The organism is Amycolatopsis sp. PS_44_ISF1 (genome assembly GCF_032335455.1).
GTDB lineage: Bacteria > Actinomycetota > Actinomycetes > Mycobacteriales > Pseudonocardiaceae > Amycolatopsis.
In genome coordinates this window covers 2,715,246-2,727,381 of the sequence record NZ_JANUXO010000002.1, presented here as the reverse complement: position 1 = coordinate 2,727,381, position 12,136 = coordinate 2,715,246, and the positions used below count along the sequence as shown (strand labels likewise).

At 63.6% G+C, this 12,136-nt stretch carries 7 protein-coding genes and 3 rRNA genes; 4 read left to right on the top strand and 6 right to left on the bottom strand.

All coding sequences use genetic code 11. The features are described from left to right. The first annotated feature begins 116 nt into the window (after window positions 1–116). The 3 genes from NYF13_RS26375 (at window position 117) to rrf (ending at window position 5,279) form a co-directional block, all read left to right on the top strand. Window positions 117–1,635, top strand: a 16S ribosomal RNA gene (locus NYF13_RS26375). Between the two features lie 299 nt (window positions 1,636–1,934). After that, window positions 1,935–5,071 (top strand): 23S ribosomal RNA (locus NYF13_RS26370). A gap of 91 nt (window positions 5,072–5,162) precedes the next feature. Beyond that, window positions 5,163–5,279 (top strand): 5S ribosomal RNA (gene rrf, locus NYF13_RS26365). Together the 16S, 23S and 5S rRNA genes form the textbook arrangement of a ribosomal RNA operon. Window positions 5,280–5,894: 615 nt before the next feature. Here the strand turns inward: rrf and NYF13_RS26360 are convergent. From NYF13_RS26360 to NYF13_RS26335, 6 genes are all read right to left on the bottom strand, one after another. Beyond that, window positions 5,895–7,094: an Ig-like domain-containing protein gene (locus NYF13_RS26360; RefSeq protein ID WP_315660324.1), complete on the bottom strand. Its 1,200-nt coding sequence runs from the start codon at window positions 7,092–7,094 to the stop codon at window positions 5,895–5,897. A 108-nt stretch (window positions 7,095–7,202) separates the two neighbouring features. Continuing rightward, window positions 7,203–8,072, bottom strand: a complete 870-nt coding sequence (locus NYF13_RS26355; RefSeq protein ID WP_315660323.1) for a patatin-like phospholipase family protein — start codon at window positions 8,070–8,072, stop codon at window positions 7,203–7,205. Between the two features lie 55 nt (window positions 8,073–8,127). Continuing rightward, complete coding sequence (locus NYF13_RS26350; protein ID WP_315660322.1) at window positions 8,128–8,793, bottom strand: DedA family protein; 666 nt, start codon at window positions 8,791–8,793, stop codon at window positions 8,128–8,130. Window positions 8,794–8,842: 49 nt separating this feature from the next. Then, window positions 8,843–9,844, bottom strand: coding sequence for a lipoyl synthase (gene lipA / locus NYF13_RS26345; RefSeq protein ID WP_315660321.1), 1,002 nt, complete (start codon window positions 9,842–9,844; stop codon window positions 8,843–8,845). A 36-nt stretch (window positions 9,845–9,880) separates the two neighbouring features. Beyond that, window positions 9,881–10,831 (bottom strand): oxidoreductase, encoded by a 951-nt coding sequence (locus tag NYF13_RS26340; protein ID WP_315660320.1) that lies wholly within the window; start codon window positions 10,829–10,831, stop codon window positions 9,881–9,883. A 19-nt stretch (window positions 10,832–10,850) separates the two neighbouring features. Then, entirely contained in the window at window positions 10,851–11,381 is a 531-nt protein-coding gene (locus NYF13_RS26335) for a hypothetical protein (RefSeq protein WP_315660319.1), read from the bottom strand. A gap of 131 nt (window positions 11,382–11,512) precedes the next feature. Here NYF13_RS26335 and NYF13_RS26330 point away from each other — a divergent pair, with 131 nt between their 5' ends. After that, on the top strand, window positions 11,513–12,133 hold the full coding sequence (locus tag NYF13_RS26330) for a TetR/AcrR family transcriptional regulator (RefSeq protein ID WP_315660318.1): 621 nt from the start codon (window positions 11,513–11,515) through the stop codon (window positions 12,131–12,133). Window positions 12,134–12,136: the final 3 nt, after the last annotated feature.

Here is a 12,136-nt window from a genome sequence, read left to right as displayed (position 1 = left end):
CTTGAGAACTCAACAGTGTGCTAGTGAACTAAGCCAGTAGAGCTTATATGTTAACCCCCTCGTCGGGGTTTTCTTTTGAGTGATTGATTGAGAAGTAGTCTCGATCGGACTGTTCATTGTTGGAGAGTTTGATCCTGGCTCAGGACGAACGCTGGCGGCGTGCTTAACACATGCAAGTCGAACGCTGAAGCACTTTCGGGTGTGGATGAGTGGCGAACGGGTGAGTAACACGTGGGTAATCTGCCCTGTACTCTGGGATAAGCCTTGGAAACGGGGTCTAATACCGGATATGACAGTTCCTCGCATGGGGGGTTGTTGAAAGTTCCGGCGGTACAGGATGAACCCGCGGCCTATCAGCTTGTTGGTGGGGTAGTGGCCTACCAAGGCGACGACGGGTAGCCGGCCTGAGAGGGTGACCGGCCACACTGGGACTGAGACACGGCCCAGACTCCTACGGGAGGCAGCAGTGGGGAATATTGCACAATGGGCGCAAGCCTGATGCAGCGACGCCGCGTGAGGGATGACGGCCTTCGGGTTGTAAACCTCTTTCGCCAGGGACGAAGCGCAAGTGACGGTACCTGGATAAGAAGCACCGGCTAACTACGTGCCAGCAGCCGCGGTAATACGTAGGGTGCGAGCGTTGTCCGGAATTATTGGGCGTAAAGAGCTCGTAGGCGGTTTGTCGCGTCGGCTGTGAAATCTGGAGGCTTAACCTTCAGCGTGCAGTCGATACGGGCAGACTTGAGTTCGGTAGGGGAGACTGGAATTCCTGGTGTAGCGGTGAAATGCGCAGATATCAGGAGGAACACCGGTGGCGAAGGCGGGTCTCTGGGCCGATACTGACGCTGAGGAGCGAAAGCGTGGGGAGCGAACAGGATTAGATACCCTGGTAGTCCACGCTGTAAACGTTGGGCGCTAGGTGTGGGCGACATCCACGTTGTCCGTGCCGTAGCTAACGCATTAAGCGCCCCGCCTGGGGAGTACGGCCGCAAGGCTAAAACTCAAAGGAATTGACGGGGGCCCGCACAAGCGGCGGAGCATGTGGATTAATTCGATGCAACGCGAAGAACCTTACCTGGGCTTGACATGCGCCAGACATCCTCAGAGATGGGGCTTCCCTTGTGGTTGGTGTACAGGTGGTGCATGGCTGTCGTCAGCTCGTGTCGTGAGATGTTGGGTTAAGTCCCGCAACGAGCGCAACCCTTATCCTACGTTGCCAGCGCGTCATGGCGGGGACTCGTGGGAGACTGCCGGGGTCAACTCGGAGGAAGGTGGGGATGACGTCAAGTCATCATGCCCCTTATGTCCAGGGCTTCACACATGCTACAATGGCTGGTACAGAGGGCTGCGATACCGCGAGGTGGAGCGAATCCCTTAAAGCCGGTCTCAGTTCGGATCGCAGTCTGCAACTCGACTGCGTGAAGTCGGAGTCGCTAGTAATCGCAGATCAGCAACGCTGCGGTGAATACGTTCCCGGGCCTTGTACACACCGCCCGTCACGTCATGAAAGTCGGTAACACCCGAAGCCCATGGCCCAACCCGTAAGGGAGGGAGTGGTCGAAGGTGGGACTGGCGATTGGGACGAAGTCGTAACAAGGTAGCCGTACCGGAAGGTGCGGCTGGATCACCTCCTTTCTAAGGAGCACAACACATCCACACCCCCCGGGATACCCGGGATCGGGGTGTGGGGTGGCCGGGACTCAAGTGCCGTGCGTGTACTTGTCCTGGTTGCTCAAGGAATTGTGGAACTACTGGTTATCGCCGGCGACGGTGGGTGAGGTTCAAGTGAGTACCGCGGCGTGGCCGTGGGGAAAGTTTGTTTCGGTAGCCTGGGTGGTCGGGTGTTTGCTGGCATGCTGTTGGGTCCTGAGGCAACACACTGTTGTTTCTGGTGTGGTGTTTGAGAACTGTAGAGTGGATGCGAGCATCTTTGTGGTCAAGTTGTTAAGGGCACATGGTGGATGTCTTGGCTTCAGGAGCCGATGAAGGACGTAGGAGGCTGCGATAAGCCTCGGGGAGCTGTCAACCGAGCTGTGATCCGAGGATTTCCGAATGGGGAAACCCAGCACCAGTGATGTGGTGTTACCCGCCGGTGAATATATAGCCGGTGTGGAGGGAACGCGGGGAAGTGAAACATCTCAGTACCCGTAGGAAGAGAAAACAACCGTGATTCCGTGAGTAGTGGCGAGCGAAAGCGGAAGAGGCTAAACCGTGTACATGTCAAGCTGTCAGGCGTTGTGTGTGCGGTGTTGTGGGACCCAGCGTCGAGGATCTGACAGTCCTCGGAATGATCATGCATGTTAGTGGAACCGTTTGGGATGGCGGGCCGGAGTGGGTGAGAGCCCCGTACGCGAAAACATGTGGTGGTTGTTTGTGTGGTGTTCCCGAGTAGCAGCGAGCTCGTGGAATTTGCTGTGAATCTGCCGGGACCACCCGGTAAGCCTAAATACTTCCTGAAGACCGATAGCGGACTAGTACCGTGAGGGAAAGATGAAAAGTACCCCGGGAGGGGAGTGAAAGAGTACCTGAAACCGTGTGCCTACAAGCCGTCAGAGCCCGAGCACGTTGTGAGACGTTACGGTGATGGCGTGCCTTTTGAAGAATGAGCCTGCGAGTTAGTGCTGCGTGGCGAGGTTAACCCGTGTGGGGTAGCCGTAGCGAAAGCGAGTCTGAACAGGGCGAACATAGTCGCGTGGTCTAGACCCGAAGCGGAGTGATCTACCCATGGCCAGGGTGAAGCGACGGTAAGACGTCGTGGAGGCCCGAACCCACTTAGGTTGAAAACTGAGGGGATGAGCTGTGGGTAGGGGTGAAAGGCCAATCAAACTCCGTGATAGCTGGTTCTCCCCGAAATGCATTTAGGTGCAGCGTCACATGTTTCACTACGGGGGTAGAGCTACTGGATGGTCTAGGGGCCTTACCGGGTTACCGAAATCAACCAAACTCCGAATACCGTGGTGTGAGAGTGTGGCAGTGAGACGGCGGGGGATAAGCTTCGTCGTCGAGAGGGAAACAGCCCAGAACACCAGCTAAGGCCCCTAAGTGTGTGCTCAGTGGGAAAGGATGTGGGATTGCCCAGACAACCAGGAGGTTGGCTTAGAAGCAGCCACCCTTGAAAGAGTGCGTAATAGCTCACTGGTCAAGTGGTCCTGCGCCGACAATGTAGCGGGGCTTAAGCACACCGCCGAAGCTGTGTCATTGACACAGGAGATCCGCGACCTTCCTTGAGGGGGTTGTGTAGTCGTGTTGATGGGTAGGGGAGCGTCCTGCATCCAGGGAAGCGGCCGTGTGAACGAGTCGTGGAGGGTGTGGGAGTGAGAATGCAGGCATGAGTAGCGAATGCAGAGTGAGAAACTCTGCCGCCGGATGACCAAGGGTTCCTGGGCCAGGCTAATCCGCCCAGGGTAAGTCGGGACTAAGGCGAGGCCGACAGGCGTAGTCGATGGACAACGGGTTGATATTCCCGTACCCGAGCATGTGCGCCCATGACGAGGCGTTTGATACTAACCACCCGAAGCCGGCGCTGATGTCTTCGGACGGAGGTGTCGTGTGGAGCGTGGGACCTGATTTCGTAGTAGTCAAGCGATGGGGTGACGCAGGAAGGTAGCTCCGCCAGGCGTTGGTTGTCCTGGTGTAAGCGTGTAGGAGAAAGCATAGGCAAATCCGTGCTTTAGATACTCTGAGACGTGATGCGTAGCCGTTTGAGGTGAAGTAGAGTGATCCTATGCTGCCGAGAAAAGCCTCTAGTGAGTGCATGCACGGCCCGTACCCCAAACCAACACAGGTGGTCAGGTAGAGAATACTAAGGCGATCGGGTGAACTGTGGTTAAGGAACTCGGCAAAATGCCCCCGTAACTTCGGGAGAAGGGGGGCCAAACATCCTGAAGCTCTTGACGGGCTAGGGGTGGGTGGCCGCAGAGACCAGCGGAAAGCGACTGTTTACTAAAAACACAGGTCCATGCGAAGTCGCAAGACGATGTATATGGACTGACGCCTGCCCGGTGCTGGAACGTTAAGAGGACCGGTTAACTCCTTTCGGGGGGTGAAGCTGAGAATTTAAGCGCCAGTAAACGGCGGTGGTAACTATAACCATCCTAAGGTAGCGAAATTCCTTGTCGGGTAAGTTCCGACCTGCACGAATGGCGTAACGACTTTCCGGCTGTCTCAACCACAGGCCCGGCGAAATTGCACTACGAGTAAAGATGCTCGTTACGCGCGGCAGGACGGAAAGACCCCGGGACCTTTACTATAGTTTGGTATTGGTTTTCGGTTCGGCTTGTGTAGGATAGGTGGGAGACTGTGAAGCTGTCACGCTAGTGGTGGTGGAGTCGTTGTTGAAATACCACTCTGGTCGAATTGGGAATCTCAACCTCGGACCATGATCTGGTTCAGGGACAGTGCCTGATGGGTAGTTTAACTGGGGCGGTTGCCTCCTAAAGAGTAACGGAGGCGCCCAAAGGTTCCCTCAGCCTGGTTGGCAATCAGGTGTTGAGTGCAAGTGCACAAGGGAGCTTGACTGTGAGACAGACATGTCGAGCAGGGACGAAAGTCGGGACTAGTGATCCGGCACCACCTGGTGGAAGGGGTGTCGCTCAACGGATAAAAGGTACCCCGGGGATAACAGGCTGATCTTGCCCAAGAGTCCATATCGACGGCATGGTTTGGCACCTCGATGTCGGCTCGTCGCATCCTGGGGCCGGAGTAGGTCCCAAGGGTTGGGCTGTTCGCCCATTAAAGCGGCACGCGAGCTGGGTTTAGAACGTCGTGAGACAGTTCGGTCCCTATCCGCCGCGCGCGTAGGATACTTGAGGAAGGCTGTCCCTAGTACGAGAGGACCGGGACGGACGAACCTCTGGTGTGCCAGTTGTCCCGCCAGGGGCATGGCTGGTTGGCCACGTTCGGAAGGGATAACCGCTGAAGGCATCTAAGCGGGAAGCCTGTTCCAAGATGAGGTATCCCACCCCGTGTGGGTTAAGGCCCCCAACAGACCATTGGGTTGATAGGCCAGAAATGGAAGCACAGTAATGTGTTGTCGAGTTGACTGGTACTAATAGGCCGAGGACTTGCCCACGAAGATGTTACGCATCCACTCTACAGCTCTGAAACACCACACCCGACACCACCACACAACACGGTGGTGAGTGTGTGTTGTTTTACAGTGTTTCGGTGGTCATAGCCCCAGGGAAACGCCCGGTCCCATTCCGAACCCGGAAGCTAAGCCTGGAAGCGCCGATGGTACTGCAACCGAAGGGTTGTGGGAGAGTAGGACACCGCCGAACTCAACCAACCAGCAGGGCCCCGGTCGAGGACACCACCCGTCCTCCCGGGGCCCTACTGCCATGTCCAGGGTATTCGCACAGGCAAATGCTGAAGTGAAAGTCTGGGCCGGCCGGGTCGCTTGAGGTAGGTCAGGCAATGGGAGGACGACGGGAGAGGCCCAGGCACATGAGGCTGGGAGCAATTACCGCCGGTAGGAAGCACAGGATGGGGGACGTCGCTGGGACAAGCAGCGGCGGCCGGGGGGAGAAGAAGTGCGGACTTGTGCGGCCCGGGATGGGAACGGTGCTGACCGAGGCGCGGTGGTAGCCGTCATAAGCGTCGGCGGCCCGATGAGTGCCGGTGCGTGTGTGAAAGGCGCCGGCGTGCGTGAGGCACCTCGGCCCGTGTGCGATGAGACTGCCGCGTTGACTGGGTGAGAGACACCTCGGCCGTGGAAGTTGGCTGCGTCACGCCCACAGCGCCCGCGGGGCCACTCCAGGTGCAACCCCGGTTCGTAGAGCGGTCACCGGGCCCAGCTCGGGTGGTAAGCCGCGAAGAGAGTTAAGGAAACGAGAAAGGCGCCGGAGCGATCAGCTCCGGCGCCTTTCCCATGGCCTGCCCCGAACAAGAGACTCCTACAGGGCGGAGCCCTTCTGCCAGTCGGCCCAGGACTTGGACCAGTCGCCGTACAGGTCCCAGACCGGGAGCTGCGGGCCGCCTGAGTTGGTGACCTCCACGACGTCGCCGAGACCGAGGTTCTGGAAGAACCATTCGGCGTTGGCGGCGTTCAGGTTGATGCAGCCGTGGGAGACGTTCGAGCTGCCCTGCTGGCCGACGCTGTTGGGGTTCTCGTGGACGAACTCACCGTCGTTGGAGATGCGCTGGGAGAACTTCTCGTTGGAGCGGTACGCCTTCGGGTTCGGCGGGCAGACCCCGTAGGTGCAGGAATCCATCGTGTAGTTCGCCTGCTTGTCCGAGATGACGTGGGCGCCCAGGTGGGTCGGGGTCTCGTCCTTGCCCATGGAGATCGGCATGGACTTCACCATGTCGCCGTTGTGGAAGATCTGCATCTGCTCGGAGTTGCCGTCGGCCTTGGCGACCCAGGAATCATGCACCTTGTAGGTCTCGGTGCGGTCCTCCGCGCCGAAGACACCATTTCCGAAATCAACGCCGTAGATCTTGGCCGAGACCGTCAGCGTGGTGTTCGGCTTCCAGTACTCCTTGGGGCGGTAGTGGACGTTCTTGTCGTCGATCCAGTACCAGCCGCCCTCCTGCTTCGGGGAGGACTCGACGTTCAGCGCCTTCTCGACCGCGGCCTTGTCCTTCACCGCGACGCCGAAGCTGAAGACGATCGGCTGACCGACGCCGACGCCGGTGCTCTTCACCGAGGCCGGCGCCGGGATCAGGTTCGCGTTCGCCTGCTTGGCCGGCGACAGCGTGACGACCTGGCCGTCCTTCTCGACCGACTTGCCGTCGGCGCCCTGGGCGTGGGCGACGATCTTGTAGGTGCCGCCGTAACCGAGCACGTCGGTGTTGGTCCAGCTGAGCCCGTCCGACGCTATCTTGCCGGCGACCGTCTTGCCCTTGGCACTGGTCACCGCCACGTCGAGCAGCTTGCCGTTGGCGGCCTTGACGACGATGGGGGTGGTGGGGCTGATGTTGTCGGCGTTCGCCGGATCGATCGTCACCGTCGCCGGTGACGCGGACTGGCTGGAGCCGGCGGCGGCCCCGGGGGCGGGGGCGGTCCCGGCGGAGTCCCCACCGGAGCAGGCCGAAACCAGCAGGGTCGCCGCGAGGACTCCGGCAACCGAAAACAAAGTCTTCTTCGGGAACATAATGTCTCTTTTGTGGGGTATCGCGGGCCAGCGGGCTTCTACTCATGCAAAACTACGCGATTGGAAAGACGCGGTGTGCAGCGGATAGGTGCATTGCAGTGGCGTGGATCACGTTGTGACGAGTCCGGGTGCGCCGTAGAGGCCGGGGCCGTCCACCTGCAGTTTCTTCAGATATCCGGCCGCGGCGTGGTGGGCCTGGTCCGCGAGTTCATCCGTATGGGTGAAGTCCAGCGGGCTGACCCGTACGGGAGCCGGGCCGGGCAGGTAGACGACCGGGGCCCGCTCGGCGGCCAGCGGGGCCTCCAGCACGGCCTGGTTCCGCATGCTGATCATCGCGGTGAACATCATCACCTCGGCGAACGTGCGCGGCGCGCCGGGCATCTTGCCGGGGAACGCGCAGTCGAGCACCACCAGCGACTTCGCCCCCATGGCCAGCGCCTGGCGCATCGGTACGTTCGCGACCAGACCGCCGTCGTAGAGCAGCCGTCCTTCGTGCTCGACCGGCGGGTAGATGCCGGGGATCGCGCAGCTGGCCAGCAACGGCGCGCGCAGCGGCCCGGACCGGATCAGCCTCGGCTCGGCCGTGTCGACGTCGGTGGTGACGACGCCGAGCGGCAGCGCCAGGTCCTCGAAGGTGCGGTCGGCGCCGAGGTGATCGTCGACGATCTTCCCCAGGCCGGTGTGGGGGAACAGGTGCGTCTTGCTGTGCCGCAGCGTCCGCACCTGGCTCAGCACCCCGCCGGGGAAGGCCTCGTGCCGGGTCATGTGGGCCCAGATGCCGCGCAGGCGGTCCAGCCGGTCGCCGCCGGGCAGGGCCAGCACGGCCGCGTTCAGCGAGCCCACGGACGTGCCGACGACGAGATCGGGCGTCACTCCGGCTTCGTCCAGTGCGCGCAGCATCCCGACCTGCAGCGCGCCGAGACTGCCGCCCCCGCCGAGGACGAACGCGACCGGCCCGGGGAGATCGAGTGGGGTCATACCGCCGAATGTAACCAGCGGGAGCGGTCACAGCGGTGTGACTCCGGACCCACGCTCAGCCGGTCGAGCGGACGGGCTCCTCGGGCTGCTCAGCCTTCTCCGTGCTCTCGAGTGCCTTGCGCTTCTTGAACCGCAGCAGGAAGAACAGCAGGACGCCGATCACCGCGACGGCCACGACGAGGAACCCGGTGCTGAGTGCCCCCTCCACCTGCTTGGCGGCTTCGCCGAGTGCGGCGCCGATGCTGATGTGCCCGAGCGACCAGCAGCACGCGCCCGCGGCCGTCGCGGGCAGGAACTTGCGGAACGGCAGACCGGACGCGCCCGCGGCGGCCGGTGTCAACGTCCGGAGCACAGGCAGGAAGCGCGCGAAGAACACCGCCCAGGCCCCGCGGCGTTCGAGTACGGAGGCGGCTTTGTCCCACGCGTCGAGGCCGTACTTGCGGATCAGCTTGGTCTCGCGCAACCGCGGGCCGAACCGGCGGCCGAGTGCGTAGCCGACGGAATCGCCGAGCGCCGCGCATACCGTGACCACGGCCCAGAGGGTGAGGAATCGCGCCACCGTGGTCGCGGTCGTCGCCGCGATGAGCAACCCCGACTCACCGGGCGCGATGAAGCCCAGCCCGATGGTGCACTCGGCGAACACCAGCCCGCCGGCCGCGGCGACCAGGCCCGGTTCCGGGAGTCCTTGCAGCCAGTCGAGGAGATCCGTTACCAAGGCCATGGTTTTACTTTACTGAATCTTGGGATTTCCGGCGGGCGGGTCGCTGGAATCAGCGGGCGAGCAGGGAGCTGGCCTCTTGCGCGGCCGGACCCTGCTCGGCGAGGTGGGAGAGGTTGCCCGGGAGGGCTTCACCACGACGGGCCTTGGCCTGCGCATACAACCGGCCCGCCCGATACGACGACCGCACCAAAGGACCCGCCATCACCCCCGCGAACCCCATCGCCTCCGCCGCCCCCGCATGCTCCACGAACTCCTCCGGCTTCACCCACCGATCCACCGGATGATGCCGCGGCGACGGACGCAAATACTGGGTGATGGTGAGGATCTCGCACCCCGCCTCCACCAGGTCCCGCATCGCCGGACCCACCTCGTCCGGCGTCTCACCCATCCCCAGGATCAGATTCGACTTCGTCACCAGACCGGCCGCACGAGCCCGGGTAATCACCTCCAACGACCGTGCGTACCGGAAACCCGGACGGATCCGCTTGAAAATCCGCGGCACCGTCTCCACATTGTGCGCCAGCACCTCCGGGCGTGCGCTGAACACCTCCGCCAGCTGCGCCGGATCGGCGTTGAAATCCGGGATCAGCAACTCCACCCCGGTACCCGGATTCAGCTCATGGATCTGCCGGACCGTCTCCGCATACAACCACGCGCCACCGTCATCGAGATCATCCCGCGCGACACCGGTGATCGTCGAATACCGCAGGCCCATCGCCTGCACCGACTCCGCCACCTTCCGCGGCTCGGTACGATCCAGCTCAGCCGGCTTACCCGTGTCGATCTGACAGAAATCACACCGCCGCGTGCACTGATCACCCCCGATCAGGAACGTCGCCTCACGATCCTCCCAGCACTCATAAATATTCGGGCAGCCCGCCTCCTCACACACCGTGTGCAAACCCTCACGACGGACCAAGCCCTTCAACTCCGTGAACTCAGGCCCCATCCGCACCCGCGTCCTAATCCACGACGGCTTCTTCTCAATCGGCGTCTCACTGTTACGGACCTCCAACCGCAACAACTTCCGCCCCTCAGGCGCCGCGCTCATGAAAACCACGGTACGCCCGGTCCGGCCGGTGAACGGCTAGCGCGGGTCGGGGGTGACGCCGGTCAAGCCGGCCGTCAGGTCCCACAGGGCGGGGCCGGTGACGGGGTCGCCGGCAACCGCCGGGAGGCGCACCTTCGTGGGGTACCCGTGGAGGCCGCCGAGGCCGCGGGGGCCGATGTAGTCGCCGCCCTGGACGCCGGGGGCCGTCGCGGCGTAGAGCTGGGGCAGCACGCCGAGAGCCACGTTCTGGGAAAGCAGCACCTCGCCCGCATGGTTGACCGACAGGATGGCCCGGCGGACGAACGGGCTGCGGTACGTGCGGGCCATGCCGGTGCTCAGCCCGGTCGCGGTGTAACCGGGGTGCGCGAGAGCGCTGAGCACCTTCGCCCCCTCGTCCCGCAGGCGCCGGTCGAGCTCAAGCGCGAAGACCTGGTTGGCCAGCTTCGCCTGCCGGTAGGCCGTCGCGGGGTTGTACGGGCGGTGCTCGAAGTTCGGGTCGTCCAGGCGGATTCGCGCGCCGATCGCGGCGACGCTCGACAGCGTCACGACGCGGGCGCCGGTCCCGCCGCGCAGAGCGGGCATCAGCAACCAGGTCAGGGTCGCGTGGCCGAGGTGGTTGGTGCCCAGTTGCAGTTCGAATCCGTCGGCGGTGCGGCCGCGGGCGGCGGCCACCACGCCGGCGTTGTTGATCAGCAGGTCGAGGTGGTCGCCGGTCCGCTCGCGGACGGACGCGGCGGCCGCGCGGACCGAGGCCAGGTCGGCCAGGTCCAGTACGACCAGCTCCGGGGCGGCGCCGGACGCGACCACGCGCACTCGCTCCAGAGCGACGGCGCCGCGCTCGGCCGAGCGGCACGCGAGCAGCACCCGCGCGCCGCGACCGGCGAGCACTTCGGCGGTTCGCAGGCCCAGACCCGAGTTGGCGCCGGTGACCACCACGGTCCGGCCGGACTGGTCGGCGATGTCGGACTCGGTCCAGCGCTGGTCCATGCCTCCAGCTAACTACACCTCACGCGCTGGGAGCGAGCAGGCGCAGCAGGTGGCCCACCGGGCCGCGGCGCCGGACCGGGCCGGAGTCGCCCGCGCGCACCAGCGCGTCGAGAGCGTGCCCGACCTTGGTGATCTCCGCGGCCGGTTCCCCGGGCTCCGCGAGGCCGGCGGTGAGCGCCAGCATCCGCAGCTCGCCCTCGTGCTGCCGGGCGAGCGCGGGGCAGCGCTCCTGCGCGCCGTCGAGGACCGCGCGCAGCGCTTCGTTGTCGGACTGGGCCCGGCGCCACGCCCGCGAAACGGCGTCGACCTGGTCGCGGTCCATGGCGTCGGCCTCGGCGTCGGCCGGGTCGGCGAGCTCGGCGCGCAGGTGGCCGCCGAGCAGTTGGCTCCACTTGTACTGCATCGCCAGCAGCAGGTTGTCTTCACTGCCGTAGACGTCGGCTGCGCCGGGGATCTCCTCCAGCATCAGCGGTTCGCCGGGCGCGCGTCCCGCGTGGCGGATGGCGGCTTCGAGGATTTCCCGGCGTCGGTAGAAGTCGGTCCAGCTCATGTGTGGGCTCCCCTTCCGTGACCCGGGCCATACCGCCGGTTTGCGGCATACTCCCGGTACGGACCTGACCCGCCGAACATACCATGGGTATGGAGCGGCTTTCCCGGCGTAAGGTTGTGAGGGTGCCGACAATGAGGTCCCGACGTCTCGACTATTCGGAGTCGACCCGCTCCGCGCTGGTCGACAGCGCGGTCGAGCTGTTCACCAAGCGCGGTTACGCGGGTACCTCGCTCGACGAGGTCGCCAAACGCGCCCGCGTCACCAAAGGCGCCCTCTACCACCATTTCAGCGGGAAGCAGGCCCTGTTCGAGGCGGCTTTCGAGGCGGTGGAGAGCCTGGTCTACGACCGGCTCGAGAAGATCGTGACCGGGCCCGGCACGCCGTGGGAACGCTCGCTCGGCGGGCTCAAGGAGTTCATCCGCAGCTGCCTCGACCCGGCGTACCAGCGGATCGCCATCCACGAGGCGCCGGTGGTGATGGGCTGGGAGCGCTGGCGCGAGGCCGAGGAGCAGTGCAGCTTCGGCCTGGTCCGCTCCGGGCTCCAGTCCCTGGTGGACGCGGGCGAGGTCGAGCCGGTCCCGGTGGACCTGACCGCGCGGCTGCTGTTCGGCGCGCTGTCCAGCGCGGCCACGGAAATCGCCGGTGCGGCCGACCCGAAGAAGGTCAGCGCCGAGATCCAGGACGTGATCGTGCGGGTGCTGCTGCGGATCCGGCAGCCCGGCGAGGCCGGGGAGCGCTCCGCCGCGAGCTGATTA